Source organism: Halonatronum saccharophilum DSM 13868 (genome assembly GCF_000517025.1).
Lineage (GTDB): Bacteria > Bacillota > Halanaerobiia > Halobacteroidales > Halobacteroidaceae > Halonatronum > Halonatronum saccharophilum.
The window spans coordinates 469,818-487,117 of record NZ_KI912095.1 but is presented as its reverse complement, the minus strand read 5'-3'; the positions used below and the strand labels follow the sequence as shown (position 1 = coordinate 487,117).

General features: G+C 33.6%; 13 protein-coding genes and 1 pseudogene. All 14 read left to right on the top strand.

The genetic code is table 11. The features are described 5' to 3' along the window. The first annotated feature begins 58 nt into the window (after positions 1-58). On the top strand, positions 59-1,096 hold the full coding sequence (add, locus tag HALSAC_RS0109550; RefSeq protein ID WP_342666862.1) for an adenosine deaminase: 1,038 nt from the start codon (positions 59-61) through the stop codon (positions 1,094-1,096). A gap of 247 nt (positions 1,097-1,343) precedes the next feature. Continuing rightward, the gene (locus HALSAC_RS0109545) at positions 1,344-2,384 is read left to right on the top strand and encodes a nicotinate phosphoribosyltransferase (RefSeq protein ID WP_027340073.1); all 1,041 of its coding nucleotides are present in this window, start codon (positions 1,344-1,346) and stop codon (positions 2,382-2,384) included. 160 nt (positions 2,385-2,544) lie between these two features. Continuing rightward, on the top strand, positions 2,545-3,291 hold the full coding sequence (locus HALSAC_RS0109540; protein WP_245579452.1) for a YesL family protein: 747 nt from the start codon (positions 2,545-2,547) through the stop codon (positions 3,289-3,291). Positions 3,292-3,415: 124 nt separating this feature from the next. Further along, positions 3,416-4,384, top strand: a complete 969-nt coding sequence (locus HALSAC_RS0109535) for an ROK family protein (protein WP_027340071.1) — start codon at positions 3,416-3,418, stop codon at positions 4,382-4,384. An 81-nt stretch (positions 4,385-4,465) separates the two neighbouring features. Then, entirely contained in the window at positions 4,466-4,780 is a 315-nt protein-coding gene (locus HALSAC_RS0109530) for a PTS sugar transporter subunit IIA (RefSeq protein ID WP_035571579.1), read from the top strand. Between the two features lie 39 nt (positions 4,781-4,819). Beyond that, entirely contained in the window at positions 4,820-5,740 is a 921-nt protein-coding gene (gene hprK, locus HALSAC_RS0109525; RefSeq protein WP_027340069.1) for an HPr(Ser) kinase/phosphatase, read from the top strand. A gap of 42 nt (positions 5,741-5,782) precedes the next feature. Beyond that, the gene (locus HALSAC_RS0109520) at positions 5,783-6,250 is read left to right on the top strand and encodes a HutP family protein (RefSeq protein WP_027340068.1); all 468 of its coding nucleotides are present in this window, start codon (positions 5,783-5,785) and stop codon (positions 6,248-6,250) included. A 111-nt stretch (positions 6,251-6,361) separates the two neighbouring features. Further along, the gene (locus HALSAC_RS17665) at positions 6,362-6,484 is read left to right on the top strand and encodes a hypothetical protein (RefSeq protein ID WP_281172340.1); all 123 of its coding nucleotides are present in this window, start codon (positions 6,362-6,364) and stop codon (positions 6,482-6,484) included. A 733-nt stretch (positions 6,485-7,217) separates the two neighbouring features. Then, a complete protein-coding gene (locus HALSAC_RS0109510; RefSeq protein WP_027340067.1) occupies positions 7,218-10,040 on the top strand; it encodes an isoamylase early set domain-containing protein in 2,823 nt (940 codons plus the stop codon). Positions 10,041-10,125: 85 nt separating this feature from the next. Then, positions 10,126-11,565, top strand: coding sequence for a starch-binding protein (locus HALSAC_RS0109505; protein WP_027340066.1), 1,440 nt, complete (start codon positions 10,126-10,128; stop codon positions 11,563-11,565). Positions 11,566-11,646: 81 nt separating this feature from the next. Continuing rightward, a complete protein-coding gene (locus tag HALSAC_RS16530) occupies positions 11,647-13,857 on the top strand; it encodes an alpha-amylase domain-containing protein (protein ID WP_051412164.1) in 2,211 nt (736 codons plus the stop codon). A gap of 440 nt (positions 13,858-14,297) precedes the next feature. Beyond that, positions 14,298-14,723, top strand: a complete 426-nt coding sequence (gene mntA / locus HALSAC_RS0109495) for a type VII toxin-antitoxin system MntA family adenylyltransferase antitoxin (RefSeq protein WP_027340065.1) — start codon at positions 14,298-14,300, stop codon at positions 14,721-14,723. Beyond that, positions 14,716-15,123, top strand: coding sequence for a type VII toxin-antitoxin system HepT family RNase toxin (gene hepT / locus HALSAC_RS0109490; RefSeq protein WP_027340064.1), 408 nt, complete (start codon positions 14,716-14,718; stop codon positions 15,121-15,123). The genes mntA and hepT overlap by 8 nt, the downstream gene beginning before the upstream one ends. 420 nt (positions 15,124-15,543) lie before the next feature. Beyond that, a pseudogene (locus tag HALSAC_RS17840) lies at positions 15,544-17,102 on the top strand (AAA-like domain-containing protein). Positions 17,103-17,300 lie beyond the last annotated feature (198 nt).

Here is a 17,300-nt window from a genome sequence, read left to right as displayed (position 1 = left end):
AGCCCAAAAATCAAGATTAAAAATTAAATATCTTAATAATATTATACGAGGGAGTGATATGATGGAAGATCTAATTAAATCTTTGCCAAAGGTTGAGTTGCACCTTCATTTAGATGGGTCGTTAAGAGTTGGAACAGTATTAGAACTTGCAGAAGATCAGGGAGTAGATTTACCTAGTACTAAGCCCAGAGAATTGAAAAATTACTTGCAAGCTGATAAAGAATGTGAGTCTTTAAAGGTGTATTTAAGTAAATTTAAGATCCCTTTAATGATAATGCAGACCAAAGAAGCTTTATCTAGGGTTGCTTATGAGTTGGTAGAGGATGGAGCAAGGGATAATCTTAAGTATTTAGAAGTTAGATTTGCTCCATTACTCCATACAGAAAAGCTGAGTAAGGAAGAGGTTGTAGAATCAGTATTAGAAGGGCTGAAAAGAGGAGAGAAGGATTACAATATAAAAGCTAATCTGATCCTTTCTGTTATGAGAGATCAAGATCCAAGTAAGAGTATTGAGGTAGCGAAGTTGGCCCTTGAGTATAAATCTAATGGTGTAGTTGCTTTAGATTTAGCTGGTAATGAGGGTGACTATCCTCCACAATTACATAAAGAAGCTTTCAAAATAGCCAAGGAAGGTGGACTACACCGTACAGTACATGCAGGAGAAGCAGCTGGGGCAAACAGTGTTAAAGAAGCCATCAATTCTTTAAGTGCAGAGAGGATTGGGCATGGAGTAAGGATTAGAGAGGATAAAAGAGTTTTAGATTACATAATAAAAAAAGAGATTCCTTTAGAAGTATGCCCTACTAGCAATTTACAAACAAAGGTTGTAGAAGGTATTAAAGAGCATCCTATTAGAGAATATTATAACTTAGGTATTCCTGTTACAGTTAATACTGATAACTTGAGAGTTTCCAATTTGACTTTGAGTGAAGAATATATAAATTTATACAATAATTTCGATTTTGAGTTAAATGACATTTTAAAATTAATAATAAATGGTGTTAATGCAGCATTTATCTCTAATGAGTATAAAGAAGAGTTGAGAAGAGAATTTAAGGGGAAATTTGAAGAGATTCTTAACAATTTTGATCATTAAACTTAAGGTTTCAATAATATATTTTTGGGGTTAAAGATATAATCTTTAATTAGTTTTGAAAAATAACCCTACTTTAATGCAGGATAATAACAATTAGTTTAGAAAAATAATATAGTGAGAGTTAGATTTATCTCTTGAAAATTATAAGTTTTAATTCATAAATAATTAAGGTGTCTTTAGATTTGCAATGAATCAGATTTAGTGTTTATTGTGATTTGATAATAAATTGAAGGAAGGAAGATAGAATATGTTAGATAAAGAATTGAAGGATTTATCAGATGTGGTTCAACTCAAAGTAGATGAAGATAGAGTTTTGTTTTCTGCTACCCATGAAGAGATTGAATATGGTGCTACTACCGATATCTATTTTATTAAGACACGAGAGATATTAAAAGAGTTAGGTTTAGAGAAAACTAAGGTCGTTGCTGAAGTTTTTGCTGGATCTAAAGGGGTATTAGCCGGAGTTGATGAGGCACTAAACCTATTAAGAAAAAAGGATGTTAAGGTTTGGGCTTTAGAAGAAGGAAGTGAGATTGGCAAAAAAGAGGTTGTTATGAGAGTTGAAGGTGATTATAATGATTTTGGTATCTTTGAGACGGCTATCTTAGGAACCTTAGCTAGCTCTAGTGGATGGGCTACGGCAACTAAAGAGTGTAAGGAAGCAGCTGGTGATAAGCCTATGCTTTGTTTTGGTGCACGCCACCTCCATCCTGCAGTAGCTCCAGTGATGGAGAGGGCTGCTTTAATTGGTGGTGCTGATGGAGCTAGCTGTATCCTAGGGGCCAAACTTGGTGGACTAGAGCCTTCAGGGACTGTTCCTCATGCTTTAATTTTGACTGTAGGTGATACTTTAGAAGTTGCTCAAGCTTATCACGACCTTATGCCTGAGGATGAGAAAAGAATTATTTTAGTAGACACCTTTCAAGATGAAGGTGTTGAGGCATTAAGGTTGGCTGAGAACCTGAAACAAAATCTAGATGGAATCCGTTTAGATACAGCTTCAGAAAGAGGTGGAGTAACAGCTGGCTTAGTTAAAGAGGTAAGGGCTAGATTAGATCAAGGTGGTTTTGATTATGTAGATATCTTTGTTTCAGGAGGATTAACACCTGAGAGGATCAAAGAGATGGATGGCTTAGGTGTTAATGGTTTTGGAGTTGGTAGTTATATATCTGGGGCTAAAGCCATAAATATGACTATGGATATTAAAGAGATAGATGGTAAACCTATAGCTAAGAGAGGAAGAATCCCCGGTGTTACGAAAAATGATAGGTTAAAGAGAGTTTTTTAAATCTTTGTTATTAGCTCTTGGTTACTAGCTATTAGCCAGAGGCTAGGAACTAGGAGTCAATTAATCAAATAAAAATAAAGGAAATAAAATTAATTTGTAGAAATAAACTATTTAAGTAGGCTTATCTGTAGTGATTTTTAAAGTTTTTAGCTAAGAACGGATGGCTGATGAATTATGGCTATCTATTGAAAGGTGGCAAAGTATGAAATCCTGGGCTTTGATAAAAAAAAGTTATAAAGAAATCTATCAAAATATATTTTCTATATTATTGATAAGTATGTTCTGGTTCTTTGGAGCAGGGGTATTTTTAATAACTACTCCTCTTTGGATTCAAGCCAATTATTATATCCCAATTATATTAGCTTTTTTCCTTATTGGACCAATAACGGCTGCTTCCTTTTATGTAAGTAATAGAATAGTTAATTATGAAGAATTTAGGATTAGAGATCTCTTCATAGGGATTAAAAAGTACCTGATTAAATCTTCAGTAATAACTTGGCTGATAATACTTCTTTACATAATTGTAGGTGTCAACTTCTACTTTTATTTAAAAGTAGATAATACTTTTTTTAGGTTGTTGGCCCCGTTATTTATATATTTAGCGATTTTTTTAAGTGTTATTGTGTTATACATATTTCCGCTAATGATGGAGTTGGATAAGTTGGGAAAAGCTAGAATCAGGGATATATTTGGGTATGCATTTGTATTTACAGTAAAGAATATACTCTTTACTTTATTGATATTTTTTAATATTTTAGTTTTTGGAACTATCAATATAGTAATAACCTTCGGTCTACCAACTTTATTTATGGGAGGGGTAGCATTGATGGCAAACAATGCAACTTTAAATCTTTTAGTAAAACAAGGTGTTATTGAAGAGGTCAATGGCCCTTATGACTTTAGTTAATTAAAAGTTGATAATTGAAAATTGATAGTTATAAGAGTAAAGATCAAAAAGTTCTTCTCTTTTGATTTTAACTATACACTATAAATTGTAAACTGTAAACTGATCTTAAACGGAGGTGTTTGTCTTGACAAAAGACTATGTAATAGGTGTTGATTTAGGTGGTACTAAAATATTAACTGCAATTGCAGATTTAGAAGGAAATATTTTAGCTAAAGTAAGAAAGGATACAGAAGCAAAAAAGGGTAAAGATGTAGTTATTCAAAGAATAAAGGATACAGTCTATGAAGTTATAAAGGAGATTGATGGAGACCTTTCTGAGGTGAAAGGAGTTGGTTTAGGTGTTCCAGGTCCTTTAAATATCTCAGAAGGTATAATTAAAAGTACTCCTAATCTTGACTTTGATAACCTTAATATAATAGAAGAATTAAGTGATTTAAATCTACCAATCTTTTTAGAGAACGATGCTAATGCAGCAGCTATAGGAGAGAAGTGGTTTGGTGCAGGTAAGGGAGCAGATAATATGCTTTATATTACAGTAAGTACAGGTATTGGTGGAGGTATTATTATAAATAAAGATATTTATCATGGGGTTGGTGATGGAGCTGGAGAGATTGGCCATATAACTTTAATTCCTGATAGTAAGGTTCAATGTGGATGTGGTAATTACGGTTGTTGGGAAGCTTTAGCTTCAGGAACAGCATTAATTCGAATGGGAAGAGAAGCAGTTGAATCAGACTGTGATACGAAGATAGCTCAATTAGTAGATAGCCCCGAGGAAATAGATGGAGCTATTATCGCCCAAGCTTTCAAAGAGGGTGATGAAGTTGCAAAAGAATTGATGAATCAACTAGCAACTTATTTAGGAATTGGTTTGGCAAGTATGATCAATGTGTTTAATCCAGAGAAGATAGTTGTTGGCGGTGGGGTATCTCAATCTTGGGATCTTTTAAAGGATAAGGTTTCTGAAACTATCGACAAAAGAGCAATGTCTTCTTTAGTAGAGGGTGTAGAGGTTGTTACAGCGGATTTAGGAAGTGAAGTCGGTGTAATTGGAGCTTTAGCTGTTGCCTTAACATCTTTGGATCTTTTATAAAATCCAAGTAAGTTAATAACTTAGAAGGGTATTTCTCTTCTGAGTATTAAATAAATAAAATTTATTTAGGAGGGAATCTTTATGGAACCTATTAATTTAGACAAGATTGCTTTTCAAATTACTTTGCACGGAGGAAATTCTAAGGACTTAGCTTATGATGCTTTAAAGGCTGCAAAAGAAGGAGATTTTGATAAAGCTGAAAATTTGTTAGAAGAAGCAGACAAAGAATTTAATGAAGGGCATAAGGTACATTCTAAAGCCTTGCGTAGTGATGATAAGGAGAATAGAATTGTTCCTACCTTACTATTGCTCCATGCTAAAGACCATTTAATGGCTGCAAGATCTGAGATTACTTTAATTAAAGAATTGATTGAATTACACAAAAAAATTGATTAATTAGTGCTTTCTCTAATCCAAAGGTTATGAGGTGAATCTATGAAAAGTATATCTGTTGAAGATATGATAAAAAAATTTGAATTAAAGAAATTAAATAAGGTAGATGTCAATGGAAATATTACAGTAAGTGATATCAAGCGACCTGGGTTGGAGTTAGCAGGATTTTTTGATTACTTTAGTCCAGAAAGGGTTCAAATCTTTGGGACCACGGAGTTGTCATTCCTAAGCGAACTGCCTAAGGAGTTATTGGTTGAAAGATTAAATAAGTTTTTTGGTTATGATCTTCCCTGTTTGATCCTTACTAGAGGGTTAGAACCTATTCAAGAGATGCTTGAATTATCAGAGAAGAATGGGGTGCCTATATTAAGTACTGACTATTCAACGACTAGTTTTATTAGTAGATTAACAAGTTACTTAGAGGAGAGCTTTGCTCCTGAGATAACTAAACATGGAGTCTTAGTCGATGTTTATGGTGTTGGTCTATTGATAATGGGAAGTAGTGGTATTGGAAAAAGTGAGAGTGCTTTAGATTTGGTTAAAAGGGGACATCGTTTGGTAGCTGATGATGCAGTTATTCTCAGAAGGATAATGCGTGATACTTTAGTAGGCCGTTCGCCGGAAATATCAAAGCACCATATGGAACTAAGAGGGCTAGGGATTATAAATGTAAAGACCCTCTTTGGTGCTGGATCTGTTCGCGAAGAGCAGGCAATAGATCTAATTATTAACTTAGAAAAATGGGATAATAAGAAGAACTATGATCGCTTAGGTATTAAGGATGAAGAGGAAGATATATTAGATGTTAATATACCTAAAGCGACTATTCCAGTTAAACCAGGTAGAAACTTAGCTATGGTAATGGAAGTAGCTGCTATGAATCATAGATTGAAGAAAACAGGATATAATGCAGCAGAGGAGTTTACCAAAAAGCTAGAAGATACTTTAAAAGGGGTAAATTAATCTATAATTTATAGTCAAATAAGAGTGATGGGGTGAAAATAAGTGAAGATTAGTGATTTTACAGTTGAGGATATAATAAAGCTTAATAATAAGAAGGAATTAGGTAAGGTAGCAATTGCACTCTCTATGGTTGATGATAAGCATGATGATACAATAGTAAAGGCTTTTATTAATGAAGGTTTTAAAGTTGTTATTACTAGGGCAGGAGGAAAGGGAGAGGCCCTTAAAAATAAGGTTTTAAGAAACACCTTAGGAGCAGCTGTTAAAGGTGGAGTTATTGATGATGGGATACAGGATAGAAGAGTTCTAACTCGTTGTGTTGAGAGAGCTTTAGTTGGACTTAATGGGCCAATGAGTTCAATTTCTGGTGCAGGTATTAAGATCGGTATAGTTAAAGAGGATGCCCATTTAGCTGTAGCTATTCATGGTAAGATAGGAATTCCAGGCTTAGATATTGACCATGAGATCTCAGGTCTTGGTGTACATTACTACGGACTTGTAAATAATTAAGCTATTATTTGTTAATCATCTAGATCATTAGAACTTTTTAGATTTTAAAACCTTAAGCTGATAGCTTATTCTAACCCGGCTTATCCTATATAAGCTGGGGTTTTATTATTTATGGTTGCAAATGCTTTGGTAGTAGATGAGTGGTTTAGGGCTATAGTTTGTATAATCAGGTTTAGAGGTCAAAAGTGGCAAGAGGTTGAGGTTACTCAGTTGTCAGCAGAGGCTAGTAGCTAGTTTTTAGATTCTAGCTAGTGACTGAAAAATGATTTAATAAGCTTTAAAATTGGTTGGCCCGGAATAAAATAAAAATTTTATTAAAAAAAGAAGGTTTTTTTTGTTAATAATGAATTATATCTTATGTGAAAAGAATATGCTAAAAAAAATATATTTTCTTTGTTTTTGGGAAGGAATTTCTAGTTTAATGTTTAATTAGTATATTATAAGCAGTAATAAGATTATAATAATACATAATACTAACCTATATGAACCATAGTGTAACATAAGTAATCAGAGATGAAAATTAAATATAGTAGGGCATAAGACTATAATATGCGATATCCCTGTTCTTTTAGATGAGGAGAGTTTAGATTTTAACTTTCTTTGTATAATTGAGTGGATAATCTTTTTAGATAATAATACCCAGTTTATTAAGTGAGTTTTAATTAATAATCTGGGTTTTTTATTTTGAAAACATTTATCAAAAAATGTTTAATATGGAATATTCAACCCAACTAATAAGTATATTATATTGAAAAAGTGGTTAAATATGGTATAATTATCTTGTGGTGTAATCTTTGTTCTTATCCTTTGGCATAAATTTTGGTCAAAGGTTAAATAAAACACCCTTTTCTTTTATTTTTAGGGTGGAGTGATTTTGATCCTTATTAGGAGGTGATATAGGGCTATAACCCAAAATAGCACTTATCTATAAATCAAAAAAACAAAAATACTTAAGGAGGTATTGGATTTGAAAAAGAAACTTAATATTTTATTAGTAATGACGTTAGTTTTAACTCTTGCGTTGGCTATTCCTGCTTTCGCAGCTTATGATTTTGAAGAAGTAGAGGAAGGTATATATGAGGTGACCTTTACTTTTGATGGTGCTCAAGATGCTAATGCTGTTTATTTGGCAGGTGAGTTTAATGATTGGTCGCCTAACCATCCTGACTGGGAGATGGAATTAATTGATGGTCTTTGGACTTATACTATAGAAGAGATTGAAGAAGGAAATTATATGTATAAGTTCGTTGTTAATGGTAATGATTGGAGAACAGACTGGGATGCTGAAGATTTTGCTGATGATGGCGCAGGTGGACAGAACTCAGTATTAGTTTTAATGGATACTAGATTAGATGGAGAGTTCAAGGTAGGTATAGATTATACTAGCCAATTTGAATACCTTGGTGAAGATGAAGAGTTCAACTTCAATAATGAATTACTATTAGGACTTAGTGGTAGTGCTTTCAGAGAAGTTGAAGAAGGAGAAAGAGAGGAAGTATTAGTATTTAGTTCTGATCTTAAGATAGCTCAAGATATTGGAGATATTGGGTCTGCAGCTAAAGCTACTGAGGCTTCTTTAGATGAATTTTCTCTAGAGAGCTTAAACTTAACTTACTTACATGATTTAGGAAATATTAGCTTACAGGCTAATACTTTTGATAGAACTAACTCTTATGGCCCTTTAGCTTTGATGCATAGTGGTCAAGTTTCTACTAATGATAGTCGTAGAGTTAGAGTTGAGTCTGATAAGTGGTTAGATTTCAACGCTGCTTTAACTGAATATACAGATGATATTACTGATGAAGATTCTAGAAGAGAATATCTTGGATATATTAATGCTCAGAAGACTTTAATGGATGACTCTTTAGATTTAGGAGCTTCTATTAATTATAATCAACTAGTTACTGAAGAGGATGGTATAGAAGAATATCAAGATGTTGCTTTGATTGGTACTGTATTTGGTGAGTATCGTGTAAATGATGGACTTACTGTTAGAGGTCAATATTCTAACGTTCCTGGTTTCCAAGGAGAGTTGTTGAACTTTATCTTAGACGCTGACTGTGAAGATGCAGGTTTAGAGATTGATAATGATCTTATTAAAGCAGTTTATGCAGTAGGTAATTTTGAGGTGAATGGCGATGAATGGTATGATGGAGCTTTTCCAGGTAACAGAATAAAATTAGAATACAATGATGTTACTGAAAGATGGGAGGGTTCTGCTGACCAGGCTGATGAGACTATAGCCATAGGAACTACTTATAAGTTCCATATTGTACCTTATAACAAAGAGGATATAGAAGATGAAGATTGGTTTGATTGGAATGACGATCACGAATTTTCATGGTTTGGTGATCCTAACAATGATGATGAAGACTTTGAGATTGTTGTAGGTGACCCTTATGTTGATATGTTATTTGATATTGATAGCTTTGATAGAACTCACGTTTATATGACAGAACTTGAATACGTTATAGTTGATGAGAGAGCTTCTTTGATGGCGCAGATTGCTACTGGAGATACAGAGATGACAGTTAATAAAGGTGAATTCACTCTAGGAATGAGAGCCTTTGGAGAGGATGCATTCTTATTATTAGCTGATGAAACAATTGAAGATCATGATAATAGAACGGAGTTCTATGCTAGAGGTAATTATTCTTTACTTGAAAACCTAAAGGTCGATGCTGACTTAGTTTATGCTGATGAGTATTCCGACTTAGGTGGAGAAGGAGTAGAGCATAGGGTTGGTTTAGGTGCTGATTGGACAGTTAATAGAGATCTAAATGTTAGAGGAGAGTTCTTATATTTAGATGAGATAGATGAAGATGAGATAGATGAAAAAACTGATGAGGACGGAAATGTTCTTGAAGTTCTTGATAATGGATTTAGAGAAGAAAATCGTAAGTTTAGAGTAGAGATGGATTGGCATAGACCACTTGCTGGTTTAGACTTTGTAAATGCTCATATAGAGTTTGATAATGAAGATGACTTTGATGAAGATAAGAATAAACAAGAGATCTTTGTAGAGACTCAAACTGGATTGGTACCATTTACTGAATTTGTTAAGGTGAATACTACTCAAAGGTTTGACTCTGGAGTTAATGGTTACTATGCAGAGACTTCTTTAGACCTAGCAGTTGACGTTATCGACTATGTGAATGCAGATGTATTCTTTGCACAAGATGACGTTAGTACAGTAGAAATTGATGATGAAGATGTTGAGGCATTTGAAGATGGTACTGCTGTTAAGTACTCTTTAGAAGCAAGGTTCCACAACTTACCATCGGTTGGTGACTATGTAAATCACATTACTCTTGGATTTGAATCTGATGTAGATGGAATTATCGATCATGAGGATTATGATGATGATGATAATGACTGGAAGAGAAAATTCTCTGCTTCTACTATGTTAGAGTTACCAACAGTAGAAGAGTTCCATGGATTAACTATTGAGTTAGAAATGCAAAACATTGAAGATGGTGAAATTGATGAAGTACCAGATGATTTAGATGAAGATGATCAGTACTATGTAGCAGATGGACAAAAATTTGTTGAGTGGTACAGTACGCTTACTTTCTTGACTGGATATGACTTTAGTGAGACTTTTAGAACTAATATCACAGTTAAGTATGATCTAAGCCATGGTGAAATCTCTGAGTATGAAGATGACGCTATCCATATTGCATTAACTAAAGAGCTTAATGACAATTCTGAGTTGAGCGCTTCTTATAACAGAAGAGATGAAGATAATGGTGAAGACTATGTAGAGGTTCTTTATAGCCTTACATTTTAATTAAGTCCTAAATATTAAAATAAGGGGATTCTCCTGAATCCCCTTTTATTAACTGGTTATTTTAAAAATTCGAGGAGGGATTTCGTTGAAGAAGACTTTAGGTTTGATGTTAATCTTAGCATTAGCATTTGCACTAGTTGGTTGCTCTGGAGTTGGAGTTAGTGATGATTATGATACAGGAATAGGAGAAGTTTTAGTAAGCACTCCAGTAGATGTAGATACAGAAGCTGATTTAGAGGATGCTATAATTAAATTAGATGGTGAAGAGCAGGATAAAAATGAAGAAAATGGTTTTCAAGATAATTTACTTGCAGGCGACTATAATCTTGTTGTAGAGAATTATGGTTATGAAAACTATGAAACAAAGTTTACAATTGAACGAACAAAAACTACTACGGTAAATCCTAAGTTAAAAGAGTTAGAAAGAGGGGAAGTTATTTTAACTCTAAAAGGATTATTAGACGAAGGTGCGGAAGAAGTAGAGGCGTTGCCTAGTAGTATCGAGGTTAATGTAACTATAGATGGAGTTGAAACAGTAGAGGCTGTCACTGATAATCAAGGTGAAATAGAGTTGAAGCCTTATGTTGGAGAAAGAAGTATAGCTGTAGCTACAGAAGATTATGGTAGTGGAAGTATTACTATCGATGTTGAGGAAAATGTAGTTAAAGAAGGGGAAGTTGTTTTATCTGCTGGGTTAGATAATGCGATTAGACTTCACTATAAAGCAGCAGAAGATCAAGAAGTGCCAACTATTTGGGCATGGAATGATGATGGATCAGTATATGAAGATATGGGATATAGCTGGCCAGGAGCAGAGATGAAAAGTGTAGGTGGAAACTGGTATTCAGTTACTATTCCAGCAGAAGAATTAGAGTTTATTATTGCTGGAGATACAGATGAACAATTTCAAGATGAAATTTCAGGAGCAGGAGAATACTTCTATGATTCTGAAGCAGAAGAATGGTTAGATAGTGATGAATTTATTAGACTTCACTATAAAGCAGCAGAAGATCAAGAAGTGCCAACTATTTGGGCATGGAATGATGATGGATCAGTATATGAAGATATGGGATATAGCTGGCCAGGAGCAGAGATGAAAAGTGTAGGTGGAAACTGGTATTCAGTTACTATTCCAGCAGAAGAATTAGAGTTTATTATTGCTGGAGATACAGATGAACAATTCCAAGATGAAATTTCAGGAGCAGGAGAATACTTCTATGATTCTGAAGCAGAAGAATGGTTAGATAGTGATGAATTTATTAGACTTCACTATAAAGCAGCAGAAGATCAAGAAGTGCCAACTATTTGGGCATGGAATGATGATGGATCAGTATATGAAGATATGGGATATAGCTGGCCAGGAGCAGAGATGCAAAGTGTAGGTGGAAACTGGTATTCAGTTACCATTCCAGCAGAAGAATTAGAGTTTATTATTGCTGGAGACACAGATGAACAATTCCAAGATGAAATTTCAGGAGCAGGAGAATACTTCTATGATTCTGAAGCAGAAGAATGGTTAGATTAATTTAAACGGTTTTAAGGGCCAACGTTCACGCGTTGGCCTTTTTTAAATGACAAGATTATAATATATAAATAGGAGGAAATAATGCTTAAAATAGCAAAGAATAAATTAATAATAGTAATGATATCTATGTTGGTGCTATTAGTAGTAGGGTGTTCAGATGATTCATCAACTAACACTCCTGATAGAAGCAAAAATTTAATACTAGAGAGCTCAACTATTCAAGATATGCAAGAGGTAGGATTTTGGTTAGATGAAGTAGTGATAACTTTCAATAATAACTTAGAAAATATTGAAGTAGCAGGAATAGAAGGTGCTAAAGGAAGGTTAGATAATAATAAAGCTATAATCTATAATTTAAATTTAGATATGAATAATGAGTATACTTTAAAGTATATAGTTAGAGATGAATATGATAATGAATACAATGATTCAATTAGCTTTATGACAAGTGGAACAAACCAAACTATGATGCAAGCTTTCTATTGGAATATGGCAATAAACAGGAATCAGGCAGATGGTGGTTATTATACAGCCTACGAGGACTATAGAGATTTATATCCAGAAGAAGAAAACCTTTGGCAACTACTAGAGGATAGGGCAGATTATTTTTCTGAAATAGGGATCACCTCTCTATGGCTACCACCTGCTCATAAAGCAGACCATCCTCTTAAAGTTGGTTATGCTACCTATGATATCTGGGACTTAGGGGAGTTCGAGCAAGAAGGGTTTGAAGACTATCCTAATGATTGGAATATAAGGACTAAACATGGAACTAGAGAAGAGCTAGAAGGAGCAATAAGTACTTTAAAGGATAATGGAATAGAAGTATATTATGATGTGGTAATGAATCACCGTATGGGCGGTAACTTACAACAAGTACCTTTAGACGATGATTTCAGTAATGCTTATAGAGTGGAAGGAATTATTGAACTAATAGATGAAGGTAATAGCCAGTGGAAATTTACCTTTGATCCAACTAGGTATGAAGGAGTTCCAAATAATATTAGTGAGGTTCATTTGGTTGGTAATTTTGGCCTACAAGGTAGTGATCTTTGGTGGAACCCAGCTAATAAGGAGTATTTATTAGAAGAAGATAATGGTATTTGGACTGGGATATTTGAAGTCCAGGAAGGGACAGCCTTCAAGTTTATGTATGATGCAGATAATTGGGATGATGAGCAGCATATAGGAGTAGATGGGACTCCTTATGGAGATGATTTTGTAATAGAAAAATTGATTGAAGCAGATCAGGTCTATGCCTATGTAGATTTTAGTGGGCTAAAAGGCCGTGACAATTATTATAGTAGAGCAAAAGATTTTGAATGGGATTGGAAAGCTTTTAATGGTACAGATTACTTCGATGGATTAGGCAATGTTGGTGCAACACTTTTTGAAGGCAAAGAATGGGATGATGCTTATGGAGATCCTTATCTAATGGGGGCAGATGTAGATTATCAAAATCCAAATGTTCAACATGAGCTTAAAGAATGGGGCCAATGGATTATCAATGATATTGATTTTGATGGATTCCGCTTAGATGCTATTAAGCATGTCGATACTCCCTTTGTAAGAGACTGGATTGATTATGTGCAGGATAACTCTGAAAAAGATGTCTTCTATATAGCTGAAGCTTGGGAGAGAGAAGTAGATGGTCTAACAGGTTATTTAGATGCAATAGAAGATCCTCAGATGTATGCTTTTGATTTCCCTCTTCGTGAGGACTTTATGGGTATGTCATATGGAAACTTAGATATGAGAGATCTAGCTTCTGCTGGGCTTGTTAACAGTAGGTATAAAGATCAAGCAGTTACTTTCATTGATAATCATGATACGTATCGAGATGGAGATCCCTATGGGGAAGCTGTAAATAATTTCAAATATCAAGCCTATACCTATATTTTAACTCGTGAGCATGGTTTGCCGACGATATTTTGGAAGGACTATTACCAAGATGATATGAAGGAAGGGATAGATAAACTATTAGAAGTTAGAAGAGACTTTGCTTACGGAAGAGGTTATGAAGTTGATAATAATGATCGTACTACCTACTCATATGTTAGAGAAGGTATTGAAGAGCTGCCTGAGAGTGGTTTGGTGATGATGATTACTAGAAATACTAATGGAAATACTATCACTAAAGAGATAAACTCCAGACAGCCAAACACACTATTTTATGATTATACAGGGAATGTAGAAGAGATAATTGAGACAGATAATAATGGTTATGGAGAGTTCCAAGTACAAGGAAGCGAAGCAGAAGGCTGGTCAGTTTGGGTACCAGTTAATAATTAATAGTTAAAGTCAAGATCAAAGATAAGAGAGTATTTGCTTATATTTACAGGGCCAACGATTTTAAAAATCGTTGGTTCTCTGTTTTTTGAAGGTATTGTGAGAAGACCAAAACCAAAGTCTAAACGCTAACTAAAGACCGACAAGGTCTTGACAAGAGATAAATAATTAAAATTAAAAAAGGTCTAGTCGGTTTTTAGTCAAAGGTTTAGTCTAAGGTGTTGTCTGAGTTAAAGATTTGGGTTTCAAGGTCTTAAAAAGATAAAGATCAAAGTCTTATGCGCAGATTAGATCTGATAAGAGCCGATGAAGTTCCGATTAGAGGATGAAAAATTAAAAAAGTTTAAAGTCATATTTAATATTTGAAGATTTTAACCTAGATTCCCATTATCTATTTTAAAAATATCGATATTATGGTATTATAAGGATAAGAGGTGGTTAACTTGATTAACATAGAAGACAATATAAAAGCTTTAACCGATTACTTCAAAGGTGAGGAGGAGATAGTAGCTGCTTACCTCTTTGGTTCTTATGGGACAGAGTATCAGACTGAGTTAAGTGATATAGATTTTGCAATCTTATTTGAGAAGGATGAAGAGGTCAATTTAATGAGAGAGATGGAGATAATGGCTCAGATCTCTATGATATTAAAGGTGGAGAATGTAGATCTAGTTAATTTAAATAAAGGCCCGATCTACTTGCAGCATGAGATAATAAAAACTGGAAGATTGATCTTTGAAAGAGATGAGGATAAAGTAACTAACTTCATCTATCATATTTTAACCTATTATTATGATGAGAAGATACGATTAGACAAATATTATAAAGAGTATAAGAGAGCATTAAAGGAGGAATATCAAAATGACTAATAGAGTAGTAGATAAGATTAAATTATTAGAAGATAACCTAAGTAAACTTGAAGTATTAAAAGAGATATCCCAAGAGGAGTTCCTCAATGACTTTAGGAATATAGAAGCTGCTAAACACCTACTCCAGACATCAGTTGAGATAATGATAGATATAGCAAATAATATTATTGCTGCTAAGAGGTTGGGCAAGCCAGAGACCAGCGCAGATGGCTTTAGAATTCTTGCTCAAAATGAAATAATCGACAATCAAAACAAGGATAAGTATATATTAATGACTAAATTTAGAAACAGAGTAGTACATATGTATAGTAAGGTAGATGAGAAGGAGATTTATAGTATAATACAGAACAATCTTTTAGATTATAAAGCCTTCATCCAAGAGATATGTAAGTTCTATTAAAAAGTTGCTAATACAAAAAGGAGATAAAGTGATATTAATTATTCTTTAAAGTTAAAGATTTTGAATTTGAGGTTTTAAAAAGGTCAAAATCAAAGATCTTTACGCTGACTAAGTTCAGACAATTGCAGACAAGATCCAGACAAGAGATAAATAATTAAAATTAAAAAAGGTCTAGTCGGATTTCAGTCATTACTTATCTAAGGTCTTGTCACGGCAGATGATTTTTGCATTTGAGGTTTTTAAAAAGAAAAAAGGCTTTAAATCAGATTTAATCAGATCTAATCCTCCTTTATCTGTGCTAATTCTTTGATTTTTAGGTTTTAAGGGTTTTGACTGACGGCAGATAGCAGACAGCTGAAGACTATATACCTTTTAAAACAACTAAAATATGGTATAATAATAAAAGGAGGTGCTACACAAATGAAAAAGTTCAACATAACAGGAACCTGTATTCCTAAAAGACACTATATGGTCGATATTTCAAATAAATTAGATCAAATCGAAAAGTTAGTAGAGGAAGGAAGCTATTTTACAATAAATAGACCAAGACAATATGGCAAGACAACAACAATTTTTATGTTAGAAAAAAGATTGAGTAGGTCTGATTATTTACCAATATTTATTAGCTTTGAAGGAATTGGTGATTTGGCATTTGAAGAAGAGGGTGCTTTTGTCAAATCATTTTTGCGACAGATAAAAAAAGAGGTGAGATTAAAAGAAAAATGGATAGTTGATTTTATAAAAGAATACAATACCATAGAAAGCTTTGATGATCTAGATGAATTTATAGATGATCTAGTAATTAAGGTAGATAAGAAAGTTGTACTAATGATAGATGAGGTTGATAAAAGTAGTAATAATCAACTCTTTCTAAGCTTTTTAGGTATCTTAAGGAATAAATATTTAAGGGCCAACATGGGAAAAGATTATACCTTTCACAGTATAATCCTAGCCGGGGTTCATGATGTTAAGAATCTCAAAGTTAAGTTAAGACCAGATGAAGAGCAAAAGTATAATAGTCCCTGGAATATAGCAGTAAACTTCAATGTAGAGATGTCCTTTAACCCCAAAGAGATAGAGACAATGCTAAGAGAATATAAAGATGGTAAAGGTATAGAGATTGATATACCCCAGGTAGCTCAAAGGATATACTATTATACATCTGGTTACCCTTATTTAGTCAGTAAGGTAGCTAAGGTAATAGATGAGGATATACTGACTGATAAAGAAAAAAGAAATGGGAATTAAAAGATATAGAAAGAGCAGTTAAGAAGATCTTAGAAGAAGATACTGTTAACTTTGAGAGTCTGATTAAAAATCTAGAAAACAATAAGGAACTTTATAGGTTAGTCTATAGAATAATAATAGAAGGTGCTAAGATAAGCTATAATGTATATAATCCTATTATAAATCTAGGTGAGCTATATGGTGTCTTCAAAAATGATAATGGCAGATTAAAGGTTCATAATAGAATCTATGAACAAGCTATATATAACTATCTAATTTCTAAAGTTGAGACAAATTCAAATATTGCTACTTATAATTTTAGAGAAAACTTCATTGAAGAAGATGGATATTTAGATCTAAAGAAGGTGCTAAGGAAGTTCCAATTATTTATCAAAGAGCAGTATAGCGACAAGGATCAAGACTTTCTAGAGAGAAATGGGCGTTTAATCTTTCTTGCCTTTCTCAAGCCTATTATCAATGGCAAGGGCTTTGACTTCAAAGAAGTACAGATTTCACAAGAAAAGAGGTTAGATGTTATAGTCACCTATCTCGATAAGAAGTATGTGATAGAGTTAAAGATCTGGCGAGGAGAGAAGTATCATCAGGAAGGCTTAGAGCAGCTATCAGAATATCTTGATATTCAGGGCTTAAAGAAAGGTTATCTATTATGTTTTGATTTTAACAAAGCTAAAAAATATAAAGAAGAGTTGATAAGCAAGAACGAAAAAGAGATCTTTGCAATATGGGTGTGAAGAACAGTTGAGAATTAAGAATTGAAAGTGGATAGGGATTTACTTATATTTACAGGGCCAAGGATACCAAATCCTTGGTTCTTCGTTTTTGGAGGTAGCAAAGATATAAAAATCAAAGTCTTATGCGCAGATTAGATCTGATAAGAGCCGATGAAGACCAAATAAAGAAAAAAATGATAAAATTTCCTTGAGTTAAAG